The sequence below is a fragment of the Mycolicibacterium doricum genome (assembly GCF_010728155.1).
GTDB classification, from domain to species: Bacteria; Actinomycetota; Actinomycetes; order Mycobacteriales; family Mycobacteriaceae; genus Mycobacterium; species Mycobacterium doricum.
Genome location: NZ_AP022605.1, coordinates 3,074,928 through 3,100,626, shown reverse-complemented (window position 1 = coordinate 3,100,626; position 25,699 = coordinate 3,074,928). Strand labels below are relative to the sequence as shown.

Annotated in this window: 20 protein-coding genes; 12 read left to right on the top strand and 8 right to left on the bottom strand. The window is 69.0% G+C overall.

All coding sequences use genetic code 11. The annotated features are described in order from the left end of the window. The first annotated feature begins 101 nt into the window (after nucleotides 1-101). A complete protein-coding gene (gene pcrA, locus G6N07_RS15065; protein WP_085188038.1) occupies nucleotides 102-2,456 on the top strand; it encodes a DNA helicase PcrA in 2,355 nt (784 codons plus the stop codon). On the opposite strand, the gene G6N07_RS15060 is transcribed toward pcrA, so the two are convergent. Then, complete coding sequence (locus G6N07_RS15060; protein ID WP_085188039.1) at nucleotides 2,453-3,046, bottom strand: hypothetical protein; 594 nt, start codon at nucleotides 3,044-3,046, stop codon at nucleotides 2,453-2,455. The two genes, pcrA and G6N07_RS15060, sit on opposite strands and share 4 nt — an antisense overlap. After that, nucleotides 3,047-4,129, bottom strand: a complete 1,083-nt coding sequence (locus G6N07_RS15055; protein WP_085188041.1) for a M23 family metallopeptidase — start codon at nucleotides 4,127-4,129, stop codon at nucleotides 3,047-3,049. A gap of 262 nt (nucleotides 4,130-4,391) precedes the next feature. On the opposite strand from G6N07_RS15055, the gene sucC reads away from it, so the two are divergent. The 6 genes from sucC to purH all read left to right on the top strand — a co-directional run bounded on the left by sucC (nucleotide 4,392) and on the right by purH (nucleotide 11,414). Then, nucleotides 4,392-5,555 (top strand): ADP-forming succinate--CoA ligase subunit beta, encoded by a 1,164-nt coding sequence (gene sucC, locus G6N07_RS15050; protein WP_085188043.1) that lies wholly within the window; start codon nucleotides 4,392-4,394, stop codon nucleotides 5,553-5,555. A 12-nt stretch (nucleotides 5,556-5,567) separates the two neighbouring features. Continuing rightward, nucleotides 5,568-6,470 carry a succinate--CoA ligase subunit alpha gene (gene sucD / locus G6N07_RS15045; protein WP_085188044.1) on the top strand — a complete coding sequence of 301 codons (903 nt, stop codon included), beginning with the start codon at nucleotides 5,568-5,570 and terminating at the stop codon, nucleotides 6,468-6,470. A 379-nt stretch (nucleotides 6,471-6,849) separates the two neighbouring features. Next, on the top strand, nucleotides 6,850-7,698 hold the full coding sequence (locus G6N07_RS15040; RefSeq protein WP_085188046.1) for a DUF5336 domain-containing protein: 849 nt from the start codon (nucleotides 6,850-6,852) through the stop codon (nucleotides 7,696-7,698). 56 nt (nucleotides 7,699-7,754) lie between these two features. Next, nucleotides 7,755-9,200, top strand: coding sequence for a cell division protein PerM (locus G6N07_RS15035; protein ID WP_085188048.1), 1,446 nt, complete (start codon nucleotides 7,755-7,757; stop codon nucleotides 9,198-9,200). 10 nt (nucleotides 9,201-9,210) lie between these two features. Further along, nucleotides 9,211-9,840, top strand: coding sequence for a phosphoribosylglycinamide formyltransferase (purN, locus tag G6N07_RS15030; RefSeq protein WP_085188157.1), 630 nt, complete (start codon nucleotides 9,211-9,213; stop codon nucleotides 9,838-9,840). Next, entirely contained in the window at nucleotides 9,837-11,414 is a 1,578-nt protein-coding gene (gene purH / locus G6N07_RS15025; protein ID WP_085188050.1) for a bifunctional phosphoribosylaminoimidazolecarboxamide formyltransferase/IMP cyclohydrolase, read from the top strand. Before purN ends, purH begins: the two co-directional genes overlap by 4 nt. A gap of 59 nt (nucleotides 11,415-11,473) precedes the next feature. On the opposite strand, the gene G6N07_RS15020 is transcribed toward purH, so the two are convergent. Beyond that, on the bottom strand, nucleotides 11,474-12,592 hold the full coding sequence (locus G6N07_RS15020; protein WP_085188052.1) for a GGDEF domain-containing protein: 1,119 nt from the start codon (nucleotides 12,590-12,592) through the stop codon (nucleotides 11,474-11,476). Further along, complete coding sequence (locus tag G6N07_RS20810; RefSeq protein ID WP_275086242.1) at nucleotides 12,589-13,911, bottom strand: serine/threonine-protein kinase; 1,323 nt, start codon at nucleotides 13,909-13,911, stop codon at nucleotides 12,589-12,591. The genes G6N07_RS15020 and G6N07_RS20810 overlap by 4 nt, the downstream gene beginning before the upstream one ends. A 138-nt stretch (nucleotides 13,912-14,049) precedes the next feature. Here G6N07_RS20810 and G6N07_RS15010 point away from each other — a divergent pair, with 138 nt between their 5' ends. The 5 genes from G6N07_RS15010 (at nucleotide 14,050) to G6N07_RS14990 (ending at nucleotide 20,984) form a co-directional block, all read left to right on the top strand. Next, a complete protein-coding gene (locus G6N07_RS15010; protein ID WP_085188159.1) occupies nucleotides 14,050-14,427 on the top strand; it encodes an ArsR/SmtB family transcription factor in 378 nt (125 codons plus the stop codon). Next, nucleotides 14,424-16,061 carry a SulP family inorganic anion transporter gene (locus G6N07_RS15005; RefSeq protein WP_085188054.1) on the top strand — a complete coding sequence of 546 codons (1,638 nt, stop codon included), beginning with the start codon at nucleotides 14,424-14,426 and terminating at the stop codon, nucleotides 16,059-16,061. The genes G6N07_RS15010 and G6N07_RS15005 overlap by 4 nt, the downstream gene beginning before the upstream one ends. 67 nt (nucleotides 16,062-16,128) lie before the next feature. After that, a complete protein-coding gene (locus tag G6N07_RS15000) occupies nucleotides 16,129-17,511 on the top strand; it encodes a sigma 54-interacting transcriptional regulator (RefSeq protein ID WP_085188160.1) in 1,383 nt (460 codons plus the stop codon). After that, nucleotides 17,504-19,501 (top strand): VWA domain-containing protein, encoded by a 1,998-nt coding sequence (locus G6N07_RS14995; protein WP_085188056.1) that lies wholly within the window; start codon nucleotides 17,504-17,506, stop codon nucleotides 19,499-19,501. Before G6N07_RS15000 ends, G6N07_RS14995 begins: the two co-directional genes overlap by 8 nt. A gap of 115 nt (nucleotides 19,502-19,616) precedes the next feature. Continuing rightward, nucleotides 19,617-20,984: a PE-PPE domain-containing protein gene (locus G6N07_RS14990; RefSeq protein ID WP_235849539.1), complete on the top strand. Its 1,368-nt coding sequence runs from the start codon at nucleotides 19,617-19,619 to the stop codon at nucleotides 20,982-20,984. Here G6N07_RS14990 and G6N07_RS14985 read toward each other — a convergent pair. The 4 genes from G6N07_RS14985 to G6N07_RS14970 all read right to left on the bottom strand — a co-directional run bounded on the left by G6N07_RS14985 (nucleotide 20,981) and on the right by G6N07_RS14970 (nucleotide 25,685). After that, nucleotides 20,981-21,577 carry a DUF1707 SHOCT-like domain-containing protein gene (locus tag G6N07_RS14985; protein ID WP_085188058.1) on the bottom strand — a complete coding sequence of 199 codons (597 nt, stop codon included), beginning with the start codon at nucleotides 21,575-21,577 and terminating at the stop codon, nucleotides 20,981-20,983. The two genes, G6N07_RS14990 and G6N07_RS14985, sit on opposite strands and share 4 nt — an antisense overlap. A gap of 190 nt (nucleotides 21,578-21,767) precedes the next feature. Next, nucleotides 21,768-22,535, bottom strand: coding sequence for an enoyl-CoA hydratase family protein (locus tag G6N07_RS14980; RefSeq protein ID WP_085188060.1), 768 nt, complete (start codon nucleotides 22,533-22,535; stop codon nucleotides 21,768-21,770). 13 nt (nucleotides 22,536-22,548) lie between these two features. Further along, nucleotides 22,549-23,709 carry an acyl-CoA dehydrogenase family protein gene (locus G6N07_RS14975; protein WP_085188062.1) on the bottom strand — a complete coding sequence of 387 codons (1,161 nt, stop codon included), beginning with the start codon at nucleotides 23,707-23,709 and terminating at the stop codon, nucleotides 22,549-22,551. After that, a complete protein-coding gene (locus G6N07_RS14970) occupies nucleotides 23,706-25,685 on the bottom strand; it encodes an acetyl/propionyl/methylcrotonyl-CoA carboxylase subunit alpha (protein ID WP_085188064.1) in 1,980 nt (659 codons plus the stop codon). The genes G6N07_RS14975 and G6N07_RS14970 overlap by 4 nt, the downstream gene beginning before the upstream one ends. Nucleotides 25,686-25,699 lie beyond the last annotated feature (14 nt).

The window sequence follows — 25,699 nt, the reverse complement described above, 5'->3', positions numbered from 1 at the left end:
CCGTAAAAAAATCGCCACTGGTCAAGCACGGTTGTCAGTGTGCCATCTGCGGCCGCGCCAGCGCAAAAAGTGTCACCGCGCGGCGGTACGTTGGGACAGACATGAGTGTGAACGTGACTGAACCGAGATCCCGGCGTGACGACAGAGCCGAGCAACTCCTCGACGGCCTGAACCCCCAGCAGCGCCAGGCGGTGCTGCACGAGGGGTCGCCGCTGCTGATCGTGGCGGGTGCAGGCTCGGGTAAGACCGCGGTGCTGACCCGCCGCATCGCCTACCTGCTGGCCGCCCGCGACGTCGGGGTCGGCCAGGTGCTGGCCATCACGTTCACCAACAAGGCCGCCGCCGAGATGCGTGAACGGGTGGCCGGTCTGATCGGCCCGCGCGCCAGAGCCATGTGGGTGGCGACGTTCCACTCGACGTGCGTGCGGATCCTGCGCAACCAGGCTTCGTTGCTGCCCGGCCTCAATTCGAACTTCTCGATCTACGATGCCGACGACTCTCGCCGGCTGCTGCTCATGATCGGCAAGGACATGGGCCTGGACACCAAGAAGTACTCGCCCCGCCTGCTGTCCAACGGCATCTCGAACTTGAAGAACGAGCTGATCGGTCCGGAACAGGCCGCCGCCGAAGCCGCCGAGGCGGCCGACGACCTGGCCCGGATCATCGCCGACGTCTACGCCGAGTACCAGCGCAGGCTGCGCGCCGCGAACGCCCTGGACTTCGACGACCTGATCGGCGAGACGGTCGCTGTTCTGCAACGGTTCCCGCAGATCGCGCAGTACTATCGGCGCCGGTTCCGCCACATCCTGGTCGACGAGTACCAGGACACCAACCACGCGCAGTACGTGCTGGTGCGCGAGTTGGTGGGCCACGACCTCACCGACACCGAGGTCCCGCCGGCGGAACTGTGTGTGGTTGGCGACGCCGACCAGTCGATCTACGCCTTCCGCGGCGCGACGATCCGCAACATCGAGGACTTCGAGCGCGACTACCCGAACGCGACGACCATCCTGCTGGAGCAGAACTACCGCTCGACCCAGACGATCCTCAACGCCGCGAACGCGGTGATTGCCCGCAACGCGGGCCGGCGTGAGAAGCGGCTGTGGACCGACTCCGGCGAAGGGGAGCTGATCGTCGGCTACGTCGCCGACAACGAACACGACGAGGCCCGCTTCGTCGCCAGCGAGATCGACGCGCTGGCCGACAACGGCTACAGCTATTCAGATTTCGCCGTCTTCTACCGCACCAACAACAGTTCACGCGCGCTGGAGGAGGTGTTCGTCCGCGCCGGCATCCCGTACAAGGTGGTCGGCGGCGTCCGGTTCTACGAACGCCGTGAGATCCGCGACATCGTCGCCTACCTGCGGGTGCTCGACAACCCCGGTGATTCGGTGAGCATGCGCCGCATCCTCAACACCCCCCGCCGCGGCATCGGCGACCGCGCGCAGGCCTGCGTCGCGGTGTACGCCGAGAACATCGGCGCCGGCTTCGACGACGCCCTGCAAGCCGCCGCCGATGGCAGGGTGCCGATGCTCAACACCCGCTCGCAGAAGTGCATCAAGAGCTTCGTGCAGATGCTCGACGACCTGCGCGGACGCCTCGGCGACGAGCTCGGTGAGCTGGTCGAGGCCGTGCTGGACCGCACCGGATACCGGGCGGAGCTGGAGGCGTCCAACGATCCGCAGGACCTCGCGCGGCTGGACAACCTCAACGAGTTGGTCAGCGTCGCACACGAATTCAGCATTGACCGGGCGAACGCCGCGGCGCTGGCCGAGGACCTCGACGAACCGGTCGACGAGGACCTATCCGACACCGGGGTGCTCGCGCAGTTCCTCGAGCGGGTGTCGCTGGTCGCCGACGCCGACGAATTACCCGAGCACGGCGCCGGGGTGGTGACGATGATGACACTGCACACCGCCAAGGGGCTGGAGTTCCCCGTGGTCTTCGTCACCGGCTGGGAGGACGGCATGTTTCCGCACATGCGTGCCCTCGGCGACCCCGCCGAACTGTCCGAGGAACGCCGGCTGGCCTACGTCGGCATCACCCGCGCCCGCCAGCGCCTCTACCTCAGCCGCGCGAAGGTGCGCTCGTCGTGGGGGCAACCCATGCTCAATCCCGAGTCGCGGTTTCTGCGGGAGGTTCCGCAGGACCTCATCGACTGGCGGCGCACCGATCCCACCCCGTCGTTCAGCGCACCGGGCCGCATGGCCTCGGGCTTCGGTACGAGCGCCGGTACGAGCTTCGGCACACCGCGCCCGGCGCCGATGCGCTCCGGTGGCGGCAGGAAGGCGCCGATCGTGCTCGAACCCGGTGACCGCGTCATCCACGACAAGTACGGGCTGGGCCGCGTCGAAGAGGTGGCCGGCGTCGGTGAATCGGCGATGTCACTGATCGACTTCGGCAGCGCCGGACGGGTCAAGCTGATGCACAATCACGCGCCGGTGCAGAAGCTCTAACCTGACTGCGCCCACCGTCGTGTGCTGGGCAGCAACGTCAGCACGATCGCCGACAGCGGCAGCACCGGGATCGCGTAGACGATCCACGGGAACTTCGCGCCCGCGACGAACAGGCTGCCGAAGATCAGCAGCCCGATGACACAGCCGACGACGACGAGCAGCCGGCTCATCCGCCGGCGCAGCAGCAGCATGACGAGCCCGCCGATGGTGGCGGCGGCCGAGATCGTGGTGAGGAAGCCGATCGCCACGCAGAACAACCGGTCGGTGCTCCACCACCCGGCGATGAGGTCGGTGGCGATGACGGCGGTGGCCCATCCGGAAACGATCGCGAGCACCGCCGCGGCGATGGCGGTGCGCGGATGCGCGACGACCACGGTCGGCGGGATTTCCACGGGCCGGGCCCGAGGGATGTACGACGTCTGCGTCCGGTCTTCGACCGCGGGCGGCGCGATGTAGCTGGTCTGGGGTTCGGCGATGACCGTGGGCAGCCCGCCGGTCGGATGGCGGCGAATGATGCTCGTCTTGGGGTCGTCCTGCGGGGAGGGCGGGGCCGGATCGGCTGGCTGGCCAGTCGAGTCAGCTGAGCTCACTCAGCCAACATAGCTTCCGGTGGTGACGCCCCGCTTGGACAGCCACCCCACCGGATCGATGCGGTTGGAACCGTCGACCATCACCTCGAAGTGCAGGTGCGGCCCGGTGGAGTTACCGCGATTGCCCATCGTCGCGATCTGGTCACCGGCCATCACCTGCTCGCCGATGTTCACCGACCAGGTGTTCAGGTGGCCGTAGAGCGTCACCGTGCCGTCGGGGTGGCGCAGCTTCACCCAGGCGCCGTAGCCGGCGGTCGGGCCGACGTCGATGACCACACCGTCGGAGGCGGCGAGGATCGGCGTGCCGATCGGTCCGGCGATGTCGATCCCGCCGTGGAGCACACCCCAGCGGTAACCGAACCCGGACGTCCAGACGCCCTTCGTGGGCATCACGTAGAGGGGCCTCAGCTGGCGCGCCTCGCGTTCGGCGCGCTCCTGGGCGAAGGCGGCGGCCTTCTGGATCTCCTCGGTGTGCACCGCGGCGTTGGCGGTCGAGGCGACCGAGACGATCTGCATCCCTTGGACGGATCCGGTGATGGACGCCCCCTCGACGGTCGTGTCACCCGAGGCCAGCACCGTGTCGGTGGTGGCCGGAGCGGTGTTCTGCGTCATCGAATAGGCGCCCGCGGCGGTCGCACCGGCAGCCATCGCGGCGATCACCAGACGGCTCTTGATCGGGCCTTCGGCCTCCTTGCGGTGGGCGCCGCCGCGGCCACGGAGGTCGATGATGTCGGTGGCGGCGGCGCCGTCACTGACGTCGGTGTGGCTGTCGCGGTAGGCCCGTGACCGGCGTGCAGCGTCGACGTCACCCTCGGCGCGGAAGCCCTCGGGGATCGCCAGCCGCAGCGGGATCAGGTCGTCGGTGTCGTGGAGGTCGTCGAGTTCGGGGGCCCGGATTATTTGCGACTCCCGGTCGAAGGCGGTGCTGTCACCGTAGTCGAGGTCGGCCAGACCGCCGAACTCGTTGAACGGGATGATGTCGGTGACTTCTGCGGCGTGCTCGGCGGGTTTCGAAAGCCCTTGGCGCCGGCGAGCATTCATCGAGACTCCCTGGCGGGATCGGGACGAACGATGCGCTGCCAACCTGAAGAATCCTTTGTCGTGATCTGACCGTTACCTATCAAGACCAGATGGCACGTTAACCAAATCCCAATGAAGGTGGCAACCCGGGAGCGGAACCCATCGAGATTTGTGAGATGGATCACGGCAGCGACGCGGTGAGATCTCCCACATCGGCGGTGGGGGGTAACGACGGGCTCAGCCGGTGTGGATAAAGTTCCCCCCAGCCCCCTGGGCGCAAGCGTCCGAAATAACGTGACCGTCAACGCAGACAGACAGTGAGTCCATGGACCTTTTCGAGTACCAGGCGAAGGAGCTGTTCGCCAAGCACAACGTCCCGACCACGCCTGGCCGGGTGACAGACACCGCCGAAGACGCCAAGGCGATCGCCGAGGAGATCGGCAAGCCCGTGATGGTCAAGGCGCAGGTGAAGACCGGCGGCCGCGGTAAGGCCGGCGGTGTGAAGTACGCGGCCACCGCCGACGACGCGTTCACCCACGCGCAGAACATCCTCGGCCTCGACATCAAGGGTCACGTCGTCAAGAAGCTTCTGGTGTCCGAGGCCAGCGACATCGCCGAGGAGTACTACATCTCGTTCCTCCTCGACCGCGCCAACCGCACCTACCTGGCCATGTGCTCGGTCGAGGGCGGTATGGAGATCGAAGAGGTCGCCGCGACCAAGCCCGACCGCCTGGCCCGCATCCCCGTCGATGCCACCAAGGGTGTCGACGAGTCCTTCGCCCGAGAGATCGCCGAGAAGGGCCACCTGCCCGCCGAGGTCCTCGACTCCGCCGCGGTGACCATCGCCAAGCTGTGGGATGTCTTCGTCAACGAGGACGCCACCCTGGTCGAGGTCAATCCGTTGGTGCGCACGCCGGACGACCAGATCCTGGCCCTCGACGGCAAGGTCACCCTCGACGCCAACGCCGACTTCCGTCACCCCGAGCACGCCGAGTTCGAGGACCGCGACGCGACTGACCCGCTGGAGCTCAAGGCCAAGGAGAACGACCTCAACTACGTCAAGCTCGACGGACAGGTCGGCATCATCGGCAACGGCGCCGGCCTGGTCATGTCGACCCTCGACGTCGTCGCCTACGCCGGTGAGAAGCACGGTGGTGTGAAGCCGGCGAACTTCCTCGACATCGGCGGCGGCGCCTCGGCCGAGGTGATGGCGAACGGTCTGGACGTCATCCTGGGCGACAGTCAGGTCAAGAGCGTGTTCGTCAACGTCTTCGGCGGCATCACCGCATGCGACGCCGTCGCCAACGGCATCGTCAAGGCGCTGGAGATCCTGGGCGAGGAAGCCGACAAGCCGCTGGTCGTACGCCTCGACGGCAACCGTGTCGAGGAGGGGCGCAAGATCCTCGCCGACGCCAACCACCCGCTGGTGGTGCTCGCTCAGACCATGGACGAAGGCGCCGACAAGGCCGCCGAGTTGGCTGCGAAGTAAGGGAGCTATCCAATGTCCATCTTCCTGAACAAGGACAGCAAGGTCATCGTCCAGGGCATCACCGGCGGCGAGGGCACCAAGCACACCGCGCTGATGCTCAAGGCGGGGACCCAGCTGGTCGGCGGCGTCAACGCCCGCAAGGCCGGCACGACCGTCAGCCATGTCGACAAGGATGGCAAGGACATCGAGCTGCCGGTCTTCGGCAGCGTCGGTGAGGCGATGAAGGAGACCGGCGCCGACGTGTCGGTGGTCTTCGTGCCGCCGAAGTTCGCCAAGGACGCCGTCATCGAGGCGATCGACGCCGAGATCCCGCTACTCGTCGTGATCACCGAGGGAATCCCGGTGCAGGACACCGCCTTTGCGTGGGCCTATAACGTCGAGAAAGGGCAGAAGACCCGGATCATCGGTCCGAACTGTCCGGGCATCATCACCCCGGGTGAGGCCCTGGCCGGGATCACCCCCGCCAACATCACCGGGTCCGGTCCGGTCGGCCTGGTGTCGAAGTCCGGCACCCTCACCTACCAGATGATGTACGAGCTGCGTGACTTCGGCTTCTCCACCGCGATCGGCATCGGCGGTGACCCGGTCATCGGCACGACGCACATCGACGCGATCGAGGCGTTCGAGAAGGACCCCGACACCAAGGTGATCGTGATGATCGGTGAGATCGGCGGCGACGCCGAGGAGCGCGCGGCCGACTACATCAAGGACAACGTCTCCAAGCCGGTCGTCGGCTACGTCGCGGGCTTCACCGCTCCAGAGGGCAAGACGATGGGCCACGCCGGTGCCATCGTCTCCGGCTCGTCGGGCACCGCGGCGGCCAAGAAGGAGGCTCTCGAGGCAGCCGGGGTGAAGGTCGGCAAGACCCCGTCGGAGACCGCCGCGCTCGCCCGCGATCTCCTCCAGAACCAGTAGGCCTTTCGCGCCCAAACGAACGTATGGGCGCGAAAGTGCGAGTACATCCGGCCGAAACGTCGATCTCGGCGGACCGGGGTCCACGGCGGCTTCCTGCACAATCACGAGGAGATCGAGCACTTCGGTGCGCGGCTCTGTGCCGCCGATGCTCAAGATCGACAGCGGGCAGCGGTCTTCGCGGAGAACCACGGTCCTGCGACGGTGTTTGGCAGCAACGGCGCGACGGCAACGGCGCGACGGCAACGGCGCGACGGTTAGGCACCGTCCTGCGCCCGGTACGAACATGGGTGCGCTAGCGTGGGAGAGCGAATTGCTCAGGTGGTCCGTGTCCCGCGCACGTGTTCCCCACGTCACACGCCCGATCAGCACAGGAGAGGTCATGACCTACTCACCCGGCAGCCCCGGATATCCACCGGCCAATCAGCCCACCACTCAGTTCTCGGCCCCGACGCAGCACTTCGGCAAGCTGCCCGAGCAGCCGGCCGCCGGGGAGGGCCCGAACAAGCTGCCCGCCTACCTGCTCATGGTGGTCGCGGCGCTCGGCCTGCTCGTCTACCTCTGCAACTTCGGGCCGATCTTCGAGGTCAACGCCTCGGACTTCCTCGGTCTGGGCGGCACGGTCAGCGGTTCGACGCTCGGTATCGGGCTCGCGGTCATCTCGGCGCTCGCCGCCGGTCTGCTGGCCGGGGTGACGTTGCTGTCCAAGGGCCGCACCTACGTCGCCATCGTGGCCGTGCTGTCGGTGCTGGCGTTGCTGCTGGTGATCGCCGAACTGATCAACAAGCCGTCGGAGGCTTCGATCGGCTGGGCGCTCTACGCACTCATCGTGCTGTCGCTGCTGCAGGCCGGGTCGGCCGTGGCCGCGCTGCTCTTCGACACCGGTGTGCTCACCCCGCCCACACCGCGGCCCAAGTACGACCAGCAGCAGTACGGCCAATACGGCAGCCCCGGCTCGTACTACGGGCAAGCCCACACCGGCCAGACCCACACCGGTCAGCCGCAGACCGGACAGCACCAGCCCCAGCGTCCCGGGTACCCGTCGCAGTACGGCGGCGGCTACCCCGGTGGCGGGCCGTCGACCGGTGGCTTCCAGGCGGGACAGCAGAGTGGTCCGCCGACCCCTCCCACCGGTTTCCCGACCTACGGTCAGCCACAGCAGCAGGGTGGCGGCACCGGACAGGGCCAGCAACCACCGTCGTCGCAGCAGTCCGCTCAGAACCCCTCGTAACCTGACCGCGTGTGCGTGAACAACGCGCACGCCAGCCTGTGCGAGGGGCGCCGTTAGTGGAGAACCGGCCGGTCGGCATCCACCAGGCCCGCGATCTGTTGCGGGTCGCGTTCGGGCCGTCCGTCGTGGCGCTCGTCGTGATCGCGGCGGTGACGCTGCTGCAACTGCTCATCGCGAACAGCGATATGACGGGCGCGTTCGGCGCCATCGCGAGCATGTGGCTGGGCGTGCACCAGGTACCGATCTCCATCGGGGGCCGTGAACTCGGCGCGATGCCGCTGATGCCCGTGCTGATCATGGTGTGGGGAACCGCCCGGACCACCGCGGCCGCGACGTCGCCGCACAGCTCGTGGTTCGTCACCCGCTGGGTGATCGCCTCCGCGCTGGGCGGGCCGCTGCTGATCGCCGCGATCGCGCTGGCCGTCATCCACGACGCCGCCTCGGTGCTGACGGAACTGCAGACCCCGTCAGCGCTGCGCGCGTTCGGCGGGGTGCTGGCCGTTCACCTGATCGGCGCCGCGATCGGGGTGGCTTCGCGGGTGGGTCGCCGCACAGTGGCGACCACACCGCTGCCCAACTGGCTGCCCGACGCGTTCCGCGCGGCGACGGCCGGTCTGCTGGCGCTGGCCGGTCTGTGCGGGGTCCTCACCGCCGGATCGCTGGTCGTGCACTGGTCGACGATGCACGAACTGTTCGCGATCACCGATTCGGTCTTCGGTCAATTCAGCCTGACGGTGCTGTCGCTGCTGTACCTGCCCAACGTCGTCGTCGGGGCGGCGGCGGTCGCGGTCGGATCGAGCGCGCACATCGGTCTGGCGACGTTCAGTTCGTTCACCGTTCTCGGTGGGGACATTCCCGCACTGCCCATCCTCGCGGCGGTTCCCGAACCCCCGCTCGGGCCGGTCTGGGTGGCGTTGCTCATCATCGCCGCCGCCTCCGCAGTCGCGGTCGGTCAGCAGGTCGCCCGCGCGCCCGCACCCATCCACGTCGCGGCGGCGAAACTCGTCGTCGCGTCGGCCGTGGCGGCCGTGACCATGGCGTTGCTCGGTGTGGCGGGCGGCGGACGCCTCGGCAACTTCGGTCACGTCGGGGTTGACCAGACGACCTTCGGCCCGGGCGTGTTCCTGTGGTTCACGGTGATCGGCGGGTTGACGGTCGCGATGACCGGCGGCATCGTCCGGCGGCCGCGCCGCGTCCGGGCGGCCGAACCCGAACTCGAACTCGAACCCGAGCAACCCGACGTGGAGCCTGGGTCCGAACCGGTGCCCGAGCACCAGCTCGGCGACGCGCAGACTGGACAGACCCCGCAGACCCCTGACTCATCCGGGCCGGCCGAACCACTGCCGCCCGCAGCCGTGTTCGATCCCGAAGAGCACTTCATCGCCGACGACACCGCCGACGACACCGGCAACGACACCGACGACACCGCGGACGACACCGCCGGCGCCGCCGGCAACGGCCGTGCCCCCACCGACGACGACCAGCGCCGCCGAGCCGACTAGGCTGCTGCGCGTGCAGCAACCGCTCCGTGTGCCTCCGAGCGCACCTGCACGGCTGGTGGTGCTCGCGTCGGGCACGGGATCGCTGCTGGCCTCGCTGCTCAAGTCGGCCGTCGGTGACTACCCTGCCCGCGTCGTCGCCGTCGGAACCGACCGCAAGTGTGCCGCTCTCGACATCGCCGCGGCCGCCCAGCTGCCCACCTACACCGTGCGGCTCGGGGAGTACCCCGACCGTGCCGCGTGGGACGCCGCGATCACCGCGGCGACCGCCGAACACGGACCCGACCTGGTGGTGTCCGCCGGCTTCATGAAGATCCTCGGACCCCAGTTCCTCGACCGCTTTCCCGGCCGGGTGGTCAACACCCACCCCGCCCTGCTGCCCGCATTCCCGGGAGCTCACGCTGTCGCAGAGTCCCTCGCCTACGGCGTCCGGGTGACCGGGTGCACAGTGCACCTGGTGGACGCGGGGATGGACACCGGGCCGATCCTGGCCCAGGAAGGTGTCGCGGTGCACGACGGCGACGACGAGGCGACCCTGCACGAGCGCATCAAGGTGGTCGAACGACGACTGTTGGCGGATGTCCTGGCCGCCATGGCGCAGCGCGGCGTGACCTGGACCGGACGAAAGGCGACCATAGGATGAGCGATGACCCGACGAAGAAGCCGATCCGGCGTGCATTGATCAGCGTCTACGACAAGACGGGCCTGCCGGAACTGGCCCGTGGTCTGCACGAAGCGGGCGTGGCGATCGTGTCGACCGGGTCGACGGCGAAGACGATCGCGCGCGCCGGCGTGCCGGTGACCCCGGTCGAGCAGGTGACCGGTTTCCCCGAGGTGCTCGACGGCCGCGTCAAGACGCTGCATCCGAAGGTGCATGCCGGACTGCTGGCCGATCTGCGCAAGCCCGAGCACGTCGCGGCGCTAGAAGAACTCGGCGTGGAGGCCTTCGACCTCGTGGTCGTGAACCTCTACCCGTTCAGCGAGACCGTCGCATCCGGAGCGTCGGCCGACGAGTGCGTCGAGCAGATCGACATCGGCGGTCCGTCGATGGTGCGCGCGGCGGCCAAGAACCACCCGAGCGTGGCGGTGGTCGTCGAACCGAACGGCTACGACGGGGTGCTCGCCGCGGTGCGCTCCGGCGGCTTCACGCTGGCCGAACGAAAGATCCTGGCCTCGGTGGCGTTTCGGCACACCGCCGAATACGACGTCGCGGTCGCGGCCTGGATGGATTCCACGTTGGCACCCAGCGACGATCATGCGCCCGCTGTCTTGCCCGCCTGGGTGGGCGGCACCTGGCGTCGCGCCGCCGTGCTGCGCTACGGCGAAAACCCGCATCAGCAGGCGGCGCTCTACCGCGACGACACGGCGTGGCCGGGGCTGGCGCAGGCCGAGCAGCTGCACGGCAAGGACATGTCGTACAACAACTACACCGACGCCGACGCGGCGTGGCGGGCCGCGTTCGACCACGAGGAGATATGCGTCGCGATCATCAAGCACGCCAACCCGTGCGGTATCGCGATCTCGTCGGTATCGGTCGCCGATGCGCACCGCAAGGCCCACGAGTGTGATCCGCTGTCGGCGTTCGGCGGTGTCATCGCCGCGAACAGCACCGTGAGCGTCGAGATGGCCGAGACCGTCGCCGACATCTTCACCGAGGTCATCATCGCCCCGGCCTACGAGCCCGGCGCCGTGGAGATCCTGTCCGGCAAGAAGAACATCCGCATCCTGATGGCGTCGCAGCCGCCGGTCACCGGCACCGAGCTCCGCCAGATCAGCGGTGGCCTGCTGCTGCAGGAACGGGATGCGCTCGACGCCGCGGGCGACGATCCGGCCAACTGGACGCTCGCCACCGGGGACCCCGCCGATCCGGCCACCCTGGCGAACCTCGCGTTCGCGTGGCGGGCATGCCGGTCGGTGAAGTCGAACGCGATCGTCGTCGTCGCCGACGGCGCCACCGTGGGGGTGGGGATGGGCCAGGTCAACCGGGTCGACGCGGCCCGGCTGGCCGTGCAGCGGGGCGGTGACCGGGTGCGCGGCGGGGTGGCCGCCTCGGATGCGTTCTTCCCGTTCCCCGACGGCCTGCAGACGCTCACGGAGGCGGGCGTGAAGGCGGTCGTGCACCCCGGCGGCTCGATGCGCGACGACGTGGTGACCGAGGCGGCGGCCCAGGCCGGTATCACGCTCTACCTGACCGGCGCGCGGCACTTCGCGCACTGACCGGTCGCCGAGGCGCTCTCAGCGCACGTGATCGTGAGCCCCAGTTCGCGGGACACGCTTTAGAGCGGCGGTTCGTCGTCTTCGAGCGCCCGCAGCGGTGGGCAGTTGATGTGGTGCGCCTGGTTGCCGCCCGCCCGCCGGGCCACCACGACGGCCGAGCGGGCGAGTTCGAGCAACTCGTCGAGGATCTGCTCCGGTGGCCGTTGCGCGAGCGCCTGCATCGGCGTGCTGACCACCCCGATACTCGCCGACGTCCGCGGCGGGGTGGTGCGGATCGCGCCGCGCACCCGCTCGACGAGCGCCGAGCTGTCGGTCGTCGGGAAGCTGTCGGCGATCAGGAACTCGGTCTCGGGCAGGTGGGCGGCCACCGCGTTCTGCCGCGTGTTCTCCCGCAGGGTCTGCGCGGCGGCGACGCGCGCCCGCTCGCCGGCCTGCCGGCCCTTGGCCTGGGTCAGCAACGCGAAGTTATCCAGGTCCACGACGACCAGGACGAAGTACCGGTCGTCGTCACGGTTGCGGGAGCTAATGTACGCCGCGGCGGCGCGGTCGAACGCATCGCGGTTGTAGAGGCCGGTCAGCGGGTCGATGTCGGTGTTGAGGACGTCGATGCCCAACAGCTGGACCAGCGCCTGACACACCGACGGGGTGGCGACATAGAGGATGATCAGGAAGATCAACGTCGACATCGCCAGCGCCGGATCGCCGTCGAGCGCCACCCGCACGGCGAGCGCCGTCGCGGTGAGCAGCGCCACCACGAAGTTGAACGCCATCATCTTCGGCGTGTGGAAGAAAGCGATGTAGCCGGCGAGGACCGCGAACGTCGCCGCGCCGAACATGCCGTTGAACGGATCGGCTTTGATCATGCACCCGACGGTGATCGACAGTGCGGCTGCGACCACGAACCCGGCTGATTGACGTTGGCTGGGCCAGCCTTCCCGCCACCAGGCGATCGCCATGCCGACGAGGACCACCGCGATGACCGACGTTCCGGTGCGCCCGGCCACGCCGGTCGGTCCCGCCGGACTGAACATCGACACCAGCAGGACGACGGCGAATCCGACGAGCGATCCCGCGACCACGCGGCAGATATCGCGTTGGGCGCCGCGCGCCGCGAGGAACGCGGTGATCCAGTAGTAGTGGTCGGGCTGGCGCCACCATTCCCGAATTGCGCCGGTCATGAATCCCCTCGAACTGACGGCCGACGTCGGGCTGATGACGACGGCAAATGCCAGCCTGGCCCGGCACACGCGCCTGCGCAACCGTCCGGGCCCGCCGACATCGCGGTCGAGCCCGCGGCCTGGGGCCGCGGGGTGGTCGTCGTGGTCGTCGTGGCGGGATTCGGCGTCGTGTCGTCGTTGGATCCGCTCACCGAGACCACCGAGACCACAGCGGCGACCAGCAGGACGACGGCGAAGACGGCGCCCGCGACGATCAGGGCGCGGCGGCGGCGCGGCGGCTGCCCCTGCGCCGCCCCGTACGGAACGCCCGGATAGGGTGCGCCGCTCGGCATCCAGGGCGAGACCATCACCGGCGGACCCGGCGCCCCCAGCTGCGGCTGGGCCGCAGGCACCGGGATCGGCGGCCCCGGATAGGAGACGCCGGGCGGCGGGCCGACGGGCCAGGGCGGTGCGGCGGCGGGCGACGGCGGCGTGGCCAGGGTGCCGGTCGCCTGCGCCAGCGCGGCGGCGAAGTCGTGGCAGGAACCGAAGCGTGCCGCCGGCTCCTTCGCCAGTGCGCGCGTCATCGCCGCGTCGAAGGCCCGCAACTCCGGCCGGGTGTCCCAGAGGCGGGGCGGCGGCGTGTTGAGGTGGTGGCTGATGATCACCGCCGGGTTGCTGTGCGGGAACGGCGGGCTGCCGGTGAACAATCGGTAGGCCGTCGCGGCCAGGGAGTACTGGTCGGCTCGCCCGTCCATGGGATGACCCATCAGCTGCTCGGGCGCGCTGTAGCTCATCGACCCGACGGCGATATTCGACGACGTCAGGCCGGTGTTGTCCTCGGCGTGGCGGGCGATGCCGAAGTCGGCTAGCAGGATCCGTCGGCGCGCCCGGTCGGAACCGGTGACGAGGATGTTGGCCGGTTTGACGTCGCGGTGCAGCAGTTGGCGCTGGTGAGCGTAATCGAGCGCATCGGCGACGGCGGTGACGATCTCGATGACGTCGGTGGCGGGCATTCCGTTCGGATACCGGTCGACGATCAGCCGGGCGGCGTCGTGGCCGTCGACGAAATCCATCGAGATCCACAGCCGCCCGTCGTACTCACCGCGGTCGTGCACGCCGACGATGTGCGGATGCCACAGCGCGGCGGCCAGGTCAGCCTCGCGGCTGAACCGGTGCCGGTACTCCTCGTCGGCGGAGAACGACGCGGGCAGCACTTTGAGCGCATCCTGCCGCGGCAGCCGGGGATGCTGCGCCAGGTACACCTCACCCATGCCGCCAGTGGCCACCAGTCGCACGATGGTGTAGCCCGCGAAGACCTGACCGGTTTCCAAGGGCATGGCCGCAGACTACCGGCCCGATCCAGGTTGCCGGTGACGATAATCACCGACGACGAACTCGACGGTGCTTCATCGCAAGCTACCCTGGATTGCGAAGTCACGCAATCCATCAATCGTTCGACCACTGAAAGCGCCGTTGTGCCCAACCGCATCGTCGACCCGCCCGAACAGCCGCTTTACGAGATCAAGGCGAATCTGTTCAAGGCGCTCGCCCATCCCGCCCGCATCCGCATCCTCGAAGTACTCAGCGCGGCTGGACGGCCCACCCCGGTCAGCGAGATGCTGTCGTCGATCGACGTCGAACCGACCGTGCTGTCCCAGCATCTCGCCGTGCTCAAACGACACCACGTCGTCAGCGCCCAGCGAACCGGCAACGCGGTCCACTACCGGCTCGCCCACCCGAAGATTCGGGATTTGCTGGTGATCGCGCGGACCTTCCTTGCGGACACGCTCGACGCACGGCGAGCCGAACTCGACACGTTGACGTCGCTGCCTCCGCTGCGGTCGGACTCGTGAACCCGGCACGGTTGCTGCCTCGTCGTTCCGACTACGCCGATCTGCCGACCTCGTGGCGACGCGACGTGATGGCCGGGGTGACCGTCGGCGTGGTCGCCCTGCCGCTGGCACTGGCTTTCGGCATCAGCTCCGGAGTCGGCGCGGCCGCCGGCCTGATCACCGCCGTCGTCGCCGGGGTGGTCGCTGCGGTATTCGGGGGATCCCATGTCCAGGTGTCCGGGCCCACCGGCGCGATGGCGGTGGTGCTGGCGCCCATCGTCGCAGCCCACGGCCTCGGCAGTGTGGCACTGGTGACTGTTGTCGCCGGCCTGCTCGTGGCCGGTTGCGGGGTCGCGGGTCTGGGCCGGACGGTCACCTTCATCCCGTGGCCGGTGATCGAGGGCTTCACCCTCGGCATCGCGGTGATCATCTTCGCCCAGCAACTACCCGCGGCGCTCGGCGTCTCCGCGCCCCCCGGCGGCCGAACCCTGAGCACCTCGGTGCATGTCCTGACCCATGCCGACTGGGCCGCCGCCGCGAACACGCTCGCGGTCGTGGGCTTCGTCGCCGTGGTGATGGTCGCGCTGCCCCGGCTGAGCCCCAGCGCACCGGCATCGCTGCTCGCCGTCGTCGGAGCTACGGTCGGCGTGATCGCGTTGCACGTGCCAGTCGCGGCGATCGGTGAGCTGCCGTCACACCTGCCCGCGCCGGTGCTGCCGACGGTCGACACCGAAGCGCTGCGGACGCTGCTGGGGGCGGCGGTCACCGTCGCCGCGCTGGCGGCCGTCGAATCGCTGCTCTCGGCCCGGGTCGCGGCCACGATGTCACCGACGGGTCGGTACCACCCCGACCGCGAACTGCTGGGCCAGGGACTGGCGTCGGTGGCGTCCGGGGTCTTCGGTGGGATGCCCGCGACCGGCGCGATCGCCAGGACGGCCGTCAACGTCCGCTCGGGTGCACGGACCCGCGTCGCCGCTATCGTGCACTCGGTGGTCCTGCTCGGGGTGGTCTATCTGCTCAGCGGCCCGGTGTCCCGGGTTCCGCTGGCCGCGTTGGCGGGTGTCCTCATGGTGACGTCGTTCCGGATGATTTCGGCGGGCACCATCCGGTCGATACTGCGGTCGGGCCGTTCCGACGCGCTCACGTTCGTGGTGACGGCGGTGATCACGGTGAGTTTCGACCTCATCGAGGCGGTGATGATCGGCGTGTTGGCCGCGGCGTTCTTCGCACTGCGGAATCTGGCAGGCCGCAGCAGCGTAACCCGCGAGGAATTGCCCGGTCCGCGCTCCGAAGGGGACGAACACATCGCTCTGCTGCGGCTCGACGGGGCGATGTTCTTCGGGGCCGCCGAGCGCATCTCCAGCGCGATCGCCGAAGCCTTCGGGGCCGAAGCCGCCGGAATCCGGGTCGTGATCGTCCGGATGTCACAGCTGGGCATGCTCGATGCCACCGGCGCACGCACACTCGCAGAGATCACCGCCGAACTGGAGGCCCGCGGAATCACGGTGATCATCAAAGGTGTGCGCCCAGAGCACCTGAACATGATCACCAGCGTGGGAGTGCTCGACTCCCTCCGTCACGAGAACCACTTGATGGACTCGCTCGACGACGCCATCGCGCACGCCCGAAGCCACGTGGCGGCCAACGCGTCGTGAGGGCCGTCATTGTTCGCTCACGGGGGGAAGCAGTGCCGCATTCGGCGCACAGTCGTAGCGTGGAGTGGTGACCCAACCCCACGATCTTCCCCGGACCGTCGGCGAACTACGCGCCTCCGGTCATCGCGAGCGGGGCGTCAAACAGGAGATCCAGGAGAACCTGCTGGCCGGATTGGCCGAAGGCCGCGATCTGTGGCCCGGGATCCTGGGTTTCGAGGACACGGTGATCCCCCAACTCGAGCGGGCGCTGATCGCCGGACACGACATCGTCCTGCTCGGTGAGCGCGGCCAGGGCAAGACCCGGTTGCTGCGTGCGCTCACCGGACTGCTCGACGAGTGGACGCCCGTCATCGAGGGTTCGGAACTGGGCGAGCACCCGTACAGCCCGATCACCCCGGAGTCGATTCGGCGCGTCGCCGATTCCGGCGACGACCTCAAGGTGGCGTGGCGGCACCGCAGCGAGCGCTACACCGAGAAACTCGCCACCCCCGACACGAGCGTGGCCGACCTGGTCGGCGACATCGACCCGATCAAGGTGGCCGAGGGCCGCAGCCTCGGTGACCCGGAGACCATCGCCTACGGCCTCATTCCGCGCGCCCATCGCGGCATCGTCGCGGTCAACGAACTCCCCGACCTCGCCGAGCGCATCCAGGTGTCGATGCTCAACGTGATGGAGGAGCGCGATATCCAGGTCCGCGGCTACACGCTGCGGCTGCCGCTCGACGTCCTCGTCGTCGCCAGCGCGAACCCGGAGGACTACACCAACCGCGGCCGTATCATCACCCCGCTCAAGGACCGGTTCGGTGCCGAGATCCGCACCCACTATCCGCTGCAGCTCGACGCGGAGGTCGGCGTGATCACCCAGGAGGCGCAGCTCGCGGCGGCCGTCCCCGAGTATCTGCTGCAGATCCTCGCCCGCTTCGCCCGCAACCTTCGCGAATCGGGTTCGGTCGACCAGCGTTCGGGCGTCTCCGCGCGGTTCGCGATCGCTGCGGCGGAGACCGTCGCCGCGGCCGCCCGGCACCGCTCGACGATCCTCGGGGAGCAGGAGCCGGTCGCCCGCGTGGTGGACCTCGGCACGGTCGTCGACGTGCTGCGCGGCAAGTTGGAGTTCGAATCGGGTGAGGAGGGCCGGGAGCAGGCGGTGCTGGAGCATCTGCTGCGCCGCGCCACCGCCGACACCGCGCAGCGGGTGCTCGGTGGTCTCGACGTCGGGCCGTTGGTCGCCGCCCTCGAGGACGGGTCCCCGGTGACGACGGGTGAGCGGGTGTCGGCCAAGGACGTGCTCGCCGCGCTGCCGGACGTGCCGGTGATCGACGCGATCGCGACCCGCCTCGGCGCGCAGACCGACGGTGAACGGGCCGCCGCCGTCGAGCTGGCGCTGGAGGCGCTGTACCTGGCCAAACGGATCGACAAGGTCTCCGGAGAAGGCGAAACGGTCTATGGCTGAACGGGCCTCGGCGCGCGGGCACGGCCGGTCGTCGCGGTACTCCCGCTACACCGGCGGGCCGGATCCACTTGCCCCGCCGGTCGATCTGCGGGAGGCGCTCGAGCAGATCGGCGAGGAAGTGATGGAGGGCAGCTCGCCGCGGCGCGCCCTGTCCGAACTGCTGCGGCGTGGCACCAAGAACATGCGCGGAGCCGACCGGCTGGCCGCCGAGGCCAACCGGCGCCGTCGAGAACTGCTGCAACGCAACAGCCTCGACGGCACGCTGCAGGAGGTCAAGAAGCTGCTCGACGAGGCCGTACTCGCCGAACGCAAGGAACTCGCCCGCGCCATCGACGACGACGCGCGATTCTGCGAGCTGCAGATCGAGGCGCTGTCCCCGTCACCGGCCAAGGCCGTCCAGGAACTGTCGGACTACCAGTGGCGCAGCCCCGAGGGCCGCGAGAAGTACGACCAGATCAAGGATCTGCTCGGCCGCGAGATGCTCGACCAGCGGTTCGCCGGGATGAAAGAGGCGCTGGAGAACGCCACCGACGAGGACCGCCAGCGCGTCAACGACATGCTCGACGACCTCAACGAGTTGCTCGAGAAACACTCGAAAGGACAGGACTCCCCGGAAGACTTTCAAGACTTCATGGCCAAGCACGGCGAGTTCTTCCCGGAGAACCCCCGCAACGTCGACGAACTGCTCGACTCGCTGGCCAAACGCGCGGCGGCCGCGCAGCGCTTCCGCAACAGCCTCTCGCCGGATCAGCGGGCTGAACTCGACGCGCTGGCGCAGCAGGCATTCGGGTCGCCGTCGCTGATGAACGCGCTCAACAGGCTCGACTCCCATCTGCAGGCGGCCCGCCCGGGCGAGGACTGGTCGGGTTCCTCGGAGTTCTCCGGCGACAACCCGCTGGGGATGGGGCAAGGCGCGCAGGCGCTGGCCGACATCGGTGAGCTCGAACAGCTCGCCGAACAGCTGTCGCAGAGCTACCCGGGCGCCACGATGGACGACGTCGACCTCGACGCGCTGGCCCGTCAGCTGGGCGACCAGGCCGCCGTCGACGCGCGGACCCTGGCCGAACTCGAACGCGCCCTGATGAACCAGGGCTTCCTCGACCGCGGGTCCGACGGAAAATGGCGGCTGTCCCCGAAGGCCATGCGTCAGTTGGGGCGGGCCGCGCTCAGCGAAGTGGCGCAACGACTTTCGGGCCGCCACGGTGAGCGCGACACCCGTCGCGCCGGCGCGGCGGGGGAGTTGACCGGAGCCACCCGGCCGTGGCAGTTCGGGGACACCGAACCGTGGAACGTCACCCGCACCCTGACCAACGCCGTGCTACGACAGTCCGGTACGGGCGAACGCGAGATCCCGGTGAGCATCACCGTCGACGACGTCGAGATCTCCGAGACCGAGACCAGGACGCAGGCCGCGGTAGCGCTGCTCGTCGACACCTCGTTCTCGATGGTGATGGAGAACCGGTGGCTGCCCATGAAGCGGACCGCGCTGGCGCTCAACCATCTGGTGAGCACCCGATTCCGCTCCGACGCACTGCAGATCGTCGCGTTCGGCCGGTACGCCAGGACGGTGAGTGCGGCCGAACTGACCGGTCTGGAGGGCGTCTACGAACAGGGCACCAACCTGCACCATGCGCTGGCGCTGGCCACCCGGCATCTGCGCCGGCACCCGAACGCCCAGCCGGTGGTACTGGTGGTGACCGACGGTGAGCCGACCGCCCACCTGGAGGACTTCGGCGGACGCGACGGCGCCCAGGTGTTCTTCGACTACCCGCCGCATCCGCGGACCATCGCCCACACCGTGCGGGGCTTCGACGAGGTGGCCCGCCTCGGCGCGCAGGTCACGATCTTCCGGCTGGGCAGCGACCCGGGGCTGGCCCGCTTCATCGACCAGGTGGCCCGGCGGGTGCAGGGCCGGGTGGTGGTCCCGGACGCGGACGGGCTCGGCGCCGCGGTGGTCGGTGACTACCTGACCTCACGCCGCCGGCGATAATTGCTACGCAAACCCGCGCTTGTGCGTTATCGTTTGCTGAATTCATACCGTCCGGGTGAAGACAGTGGAGGCTCTCCGCGGACGGATCGCACGCAAATTCTGCCGAGGGGAATCAATGGCGAAGCACCGCGCTGAACCGCGTCGTCGGGTCGACGCCGCACCCTCGGGGCGGCTGCACCGGGCGGTGTTGCCTGCCGCGCTGAGCAGCGTGATCGTTGCCAGTGTGGCCACCGCCGGTGGTGTCGCGGTGGTGCACCCGGAGGGCGTCGCCTCGACGATGTACGACGTGGCGGCGCTGATCATCGAGGGCAGCTCGACCAACCCGACCGGGGCCGGGATCGCAGAGTTCTACGGCGGCAAATTCGCCACCGGCAGCCGTGAGGTGGTGCAGGTCAACTTCTTCACCGGACCGTTCGGTGTGTACGACGCGCTGAAGAACCCCACCGACGAGGACGACGAGGACAACGTCGTCATGTCCTCGGGATGGGGTGCGGCCAACGTCAGCCTGCTGCTCAGCTACCTGGAGGCCACCGGCGACCCCGTCGCCGCCAACGCCGTCTACGTGCTCGACAACAACGTCGCCCGCCCCAACGGCGGCTTCGGCACCCGCTACCCGGTGTTCGCGTTGATCGGGGTGAACCCGCTGCCCACACCGACGTCGCCCGGCGCGAAGGTCATCGACGTCGGCTACGAGTACGACATCAACGGCAACACCCCGGCATACGTGCTCAACCCGTTCGCGATGGCGAACTCGCTGGCCGCCTACTTCGGCAACCGGCTCGACCAGGAGGCGGTGGACCTGCCGGTCGACGCGAACGGCAACCTCGACCTCAGCGGCGCGGATTGCGCGGGCGAGTGCCCCAAAGAACTGACTGACGGCGAGGAGATCACCGCCGTGATCGACGGCGAGACCGTCGTCATCGAGCAAGTGGGTGACACCACCTACATCAGCTATCGCAGCGACGGCCTGCCGCTGCTACAACCACTGCGTACCTATGGCGGGGAGGCCGGCAACAAGGTCGCCGACGCGATCGAGGATCCGCTGACCGACGTCGTCAACTACGGCTACCCGGGCAACGACCCCTTGGCAAATCCGGACGTCTACCAGCCGGCTGCGCTGCTACCCACACCGGACGAGACCGAGACGTTCCTGCGCAACCTCGCCGACCCGGACAACAACGCACGTCCTCCGGCGGGCGAGGCCGAGGTCGACGGCACCAGAGTGGAATCGGGTGTGCCCCAGAACAGAGTGGCCAGCTTGCCTACCGGCTTGGTCTCTCCGTCAGCGGACGACAAGACCGCCAACTCCCCGAAGTTCCTGCGCAAAGTGGGGCGCAACGTCACCGGCGCCACATCCGACTCCTCCGCCGAGGCCGGACCGCGGCAGCGGATCGACGATGTGGCAAAGAAGGCGACCGACCGCGGGTCCCAACGTGCTGAAAATAAAGATGGTGACCCGCCCACGAACAAGTCAACCGACTAGTCGGTGGCGGCGGCGCGCTTGCGCCGCCGGCGCTTGACCCGCACGTTTCCCCATAGCGCGAAGCCTGCGATCCGCACGCAGGGCGCGCCGGGTATGCCGTCACCCACGACGCTGTGGTCGAACGATCCCATCAAGGCGCCTCCGTGCAGGTCGACGTTCACCTCCGGCGGCAGCAGGATCGTCTGGCTGCCGAACACGGAGTACGCCCGGATCTCGACCTCAGGGGCGGTGAAGTCCGCGTAGCGCAGGTCCAAGACACCACCGCCGAACAGTGCGACGGTGGTGACCCGCCGCGGCACGTTCCACCGGCCGCGGCGTTCGAATCCGGTCATGATCCCCAGCAACACCGTCGACGGCGCAGGCCGGTACGGTCCGATGCGGCGTGGAGCGGTCATCGCGCCCGGCAGGTCGGCGCTCAGCGAGGCGAGTTCGTCATAGGTCTGGGCGGCGTACGCCTTCTTCAGACGGCTCTCGTACTCGGTCATCTGTAGGCGCCCCTGCGCCGCGGCGTCAGTGAGCAACTGCGCGACCTCGATTCGGTCGGTGTCGGCAGCGCACTTGGAGCCGTTCCGCGGCGTTGCAGGTGTGCTCATCAACCACGAGCCTACGACGAACGCCGGCACATGCAAGGGGGTTGGCTGAACTGTGCCCTTGCCCGCGCCGGCGAACCCTCTAGTCGGTCGCGGTTTCCGTCGCCGTCACCGCATCCGCGCCAAAGTCCGAACATGCGTCGGCAGTTGGGATCCCGGCGATGTGGAGCACCTCAGGGCGACGTGGACCACATCAGCCAGCCCACCTTGGGGGCCGCTTCTCCAGGAACGCCAGCATGCCCTCGCGTGCTTCCTCGGAGACGAACAGCGCGGCGGACTGTTCGGTCAGCGCCGCGGCGTCGCGGTCGAACGCGCGCAGCAACGCCGCCGTCGTCAACGCCTTGGACGCCGCCAGGCCCTGCGGCGATCCCCGGCCGATCTGTGCGGCCAACTCCGCGACCGTGGGCTCGACGTCGTCGGTCGCCACGGTGACCAACCCGATGCGCTCGGCCTCCTGCGCGCCGAACTTCTCGCCGGTGAGGAAGTACCGGCCGGCGGCCCGCGGTGTCATCTTCGGTAGCAACGTCATCGAGATGATCGACGGCGCGACGCCGATGCGGGCCTCGGTCAGCGCGAAGGTGCTGCCCGTGCCGGCCACCACGATGTCGCAGGCACCGACGAGGCCGAGCCCGCCCGCGCGCACATGCCCGTCGATCGCCGCGATCACCGGCACCGGCGACTCGAGGACCGCCCGCAGCGTGCCGGTCAGTTCCCGCGCCCGGTCCACTGCGACCTCACCCGGTTCGCGTCCGGCGGCCTCGCGCAGATCGGCGCCCGCGCAGAACGTGCCCCCGGTGTGACCGAGGACGACGGTCCGCACCCCGGCGTCTTCGCGAGCCTTGCGAAGACCGCCGTGGAGCTGTTCGACCAGCGCCGTCGACAGCGCGTTGCGGTTGTGCGGAGAGTCGAGCGTCAGCCGGGCGACGTTGCCGTCGACGGTGTAGCGCACCAGCTCGGACATCAGCAGGACTCCATCAGTACGACCGAGGCAAGCCGAGCGACGTCTGCGCGACGAAGTTGAGGATCATCTCCCGGCTGACCGGGGCAATACGCGCCAGCCGTGACGCGGTCAACACCGCCGCGACGCCGTACTCCTTGGTCAACCCGTTGCCGCCCATCGACTGCACGGCCTGGTCCACCGCACGAACCGATGCCTCGCCGGCCGAGTACTTCGCCATGTTCGCGGCCTCGGCGGCGCCGGCGTCGTCCCCGATGTCGTAGAGCGCCGCGGCCTTCTGCGTCATCAGCTTGGCGAGTTCGATCTCGACGTGGTTCTGCGCCAGGGGGTGCGCCAACCCCTGGTGCGCGCCGATCGGGGTCTTCCACACCTGGCGGGTCTTCACGTAGTCCACCGCACGGCTCAGGGCGAAGCGGCCCATTCCCACAGCGCTGGCGGCGCCCATGATCCGCTCCGGGTTCAAGCCGGCGAACAACTGCGCGATCGCGGCGTCCTCGGAGCCGACGAGCGCATCGGCGGGTAGCCGGACGTCGTCGAGGAAGAACTGGAACTGGTTCTCCGGGCTGACGAGCTCCATGTCGATCTTCGTCCAGCTCAAACCCGGGGTGTCGGTGGGCACGACGAACAGCGCCGGCTTCAGGTTGCCGGTCTTGTGGTCTTCCATGCGGCCGACCACCAGCACCGCCTGCGCCTGGTCGACGCCGGAGATGTACACCTTCTGACCGTTGAGGATCCAGTCGCCGCCGTCGCGGCGCGCGGTGGTGGTGATTCTGTGGCTGTTCGACCCGGCGTCGGGTTCGGTGATCGCGAAGGCCATCGTGATCGACCCGTCGGCGATTCCGGGCAGCCACCGTCGCTTCTGGTCGTCGGTGCCGAACTTGCTGATGATCGTGCCGTTGATGGCGGGGGACACCACCATCATCAGCAGCGCCGAACCTGCCGCCGACATCTCCTCCATCACCAGGGACAGTTCGTACATGCCTGCGCCGCCGCCGCCGTACTCCTCGGGCAGGTTCACCCCGATGAACCCGAGCTTGCCCGCCTCGGCCCACAGTTCGGTGGTGTGCTCACCGGCGCGGGCCTTGCCCAGGTAGTACTCCTGCCCGTAGTTGGCGGCCATCGTGGCCACCGCCTGGCGCAGGGCCTTTTGTTCTTCGGTTTCGACGAAACCTGTCATGTGTCTTCTCCTTCGGTCTGGACGCGGGCGAGTACTCGCGCTAATACCTGGCCGACCTCGACCTGCTGGCCGATGGTGACGTTGAGTTCGGCGAGCACGCCGTCATCGGGTGCGGTCAGCGTGTGCTCCATCTTCATGGCCTCCAGCCACACCAGCGGCTGGCCGGCGGTGACGGTGTCCCCGACGGCGGCGCCGACGCGCACCACCGCCCCGGGCATCGGCGCGATCAGCGAACCGCGCGCGACGGCGGCCTCCGGGTCGGGGAAGCGCGGCAGTGTGACGAATTCGGCGGCACCAAGCGGGGAGTCGACGAACACCGCATCCCCGTGGCGGGCGACGTCGAACCCGAACTCCACCCCGCCGGTTGCCAGCACCACCCGGTGCGGGGTCGCCGACACCAGCTCCACGTCGTCGCGGTCGGCGAACCGCACACCGGCACGGGTGAACCGGTACCGTACGTCGTGCTCGTCGCCGGCGGTGTCGCGGTACCGCTTGGTCTGATACCCCGAGGCAAGGTTGCGCCAGCCGCTCGGCGCGGCCGCGAACACCGTTGCCGCATGGCGGTTTCGGGCGGCGTCGGCCAGTGCGGCGGCGAGCACGGACAATCCGGCCGCCCGGGGGTCACCGGCCGGTGCGGCGAGTCCGGCCAGGCCGTGGGTGTCGAAGAAGGCGGTGTCGGTTGCCCCGTCGAGGAACGCCGGATGCCGCAGCACGTTGACCAGCAGGTCGCGGTTGGTGCGGACGCCGTGCAGTCGTGTCCGCAGCAGCGCGTCCGCCAGGATCGCCGCGGCCTGTCTGCGGGTGGATGCGTACGAGATCACCTTGGCGAGCATCGGATCGTAGAAGACCGACACCACCGTTGCGTCGACGACGCCGGAGTCCAGCCGCACCCCCGCCCGGGTCTGCGGGCCGAACTGCACTGCGGCGCCGGGCACGTCGAAGTGGTGCACGGTGCCGGCCTGCGGCTGCCAGTTGCGCGCCGGATCTTCCGCGTACAGCCGCACCTCGATCGAATGTCCGCGTGCTGACGGCGCTTCGGCGTCGAGTCGCTGACCGTCGGCCACCAGGAGCTGCAGTTCGACGAGGTCGAGCCCGGTGGTGGCCTCGGTGACGGGGTGCTCGACCTGCAGGCGGGTGTTCATCTCCAGGAAGAAGAAGTCGCCGTTCGAGTCGGCCATGAACTCGACCGTCCCGGCCCCGGTGTATCCGATCGCCTTGGCGGCGAGGCGGGCCGCGTCGAACAGCTTGACGCGCATCCCGGGCGTGCGTTCGACAAGCGGTGACGGCGCCTCCTCGATGATCTTCTGGTGCCTGCGCTGGATCGAGCACTCCCGCTCGCCGACCGCCCACACGGTGCCGTGTGCGTCGGCCATCACCTGGACCTCGATGTGGTGGCCCGCAGCGAGGTATCGCTCGCAGAAGACCGTGGGGTCTCCGAACGCCGACTGCGCTTCGCGCTGCGCGGCGGCCACCTCGTCGGTCAGCGCGTCGAGGTCCCGGACCACCCGCATGCCGCGACCGCCGCCACCGGCGGAGGCCTTCACCAGGACCGGCAACTGGTCGGCGGTCACACCCGCCGGGTCGAGTTCGTCGAGCACCGGCACCCCGGCGGCGGCCATCATCTTCTTGGCCTCGATCTTGCTGCCCATCGCCGCGACGGCGGCGACCGGCGGGCCGATCCACGTCAGCCCGGCCTCCTGCACGGCTGCGGCGAATTCGGCGTTCTCGGAGAGGAAGCCGTATCCGGGGTGGATTGCGTCCGCCCCGGCGGCGCGGGCGGCGGCGACGAGCTGACCGCTGTCGAGGTATCCGTTGTTGCCCTGCAGCCGCACCCGCGCGTCGGCCTCGGCGACGTGCGGGGAGTGGGCGTCTGGGTCGGTGTACACGGCCACGGTGCCGATGCCGAGCCGGCGGCAGGTCGCGAACACGCGGCGGGCGATCTCCCCGCGGTTGGCGACCAGGACTCTGGTGATCACTGTGCCCTCCCTCG

What these genes read in the sequence shown, in the direction of transcription:
- pcrA (WP_085188038.1), top strand. Translation starts at nt 102, where the DNA reads ATGAGTGTGAACGTGACTGAACCGAGATCCCGGCGTGACGACAGAGCC.
- sucC (WP_085188043.1), top strand. Translation starts at nt 4,392, where the DNA reads ATGGACCTTTTCGAGTACCAGGCGAAGGAGCTGTTCGCCAAGCACAAC.
- sucD (WP_085188044.1), top strand. Translation starts at nt 5,568, where the DNA reads ATGTCCATCTTCCTGAACAAGGACAGCAAGGTCATCGTCCAGGGCATC.
- G6N07_RS15040 (WP_085188046.1), top strand. Translation starts at nt 6,850, where the DNA reads ATGACCTACTCACCCGGCAGCCCCGGATATCCACCGGCCAATCAGCCC.
- purH (WP_085188050.1), top strand. Translation starts at nt 9,837, where the DNA reads ATGAGCGATGACCCGACGAAGAAGCCGATCCGGCGTGCATTGATCAGC.
- G6N07_RS15020 (WP_085188052.1), bottom strand. Translation starts at nt 12,592, where the DNA reads ATGACCGGCGCAATTCGGGAATGGTGGCGCCAGCCCGACCACTACTAC.
- G6N07_RS20810 (WP_275086242.1), bottom strand. Translation starts at nt 13,911, where the DNA reads ATGCCCTTGGAAACCGGTCAGGTCTTCGCGGGCTACACCATCGTGCGA.
- G6N07_RS14995 (WP_085188056.1), top strand. Translation starts at nt 17,504, where the DNA reads ATGGCTGAACGGGCCTCGGCGCGCGGGCACGGCCGGTCGTCGCGGTAC.
- G6N07_RS14990 (WP_235849539.1), top strand. Translation starts at nt 19,617, where the DNA reads ATGGCGAAGCACCGCGCTGAACCGCGTCGTCGGGTCGACGCCGCACCC.
- G6N07_RS14985 (WP_085188058.1), bottom strand. Translation starts at nt 21,577, where the DNA reads ATGAGCACACCTGCAACGCCGCGGAACGGCTCCAAGTGCGCTGCCGAC.
- G6N07_RS14980 (WP_085188060.1), bottom strand. Translation starts at nt 22,535, where the DNA reads ATGTCCGAGCTGGTGCGCTACACCGTCGACGGCAACGTCGCCCGGCTG.
- G6N07_RS14975 (WP_085188062.1), bottom strand. Translation starts at nt 23,709, where the DNA reads ATGACAGGTTTCGTCGAAACCGAAGAACAAAAGGCCCTGCGCCAGGCG.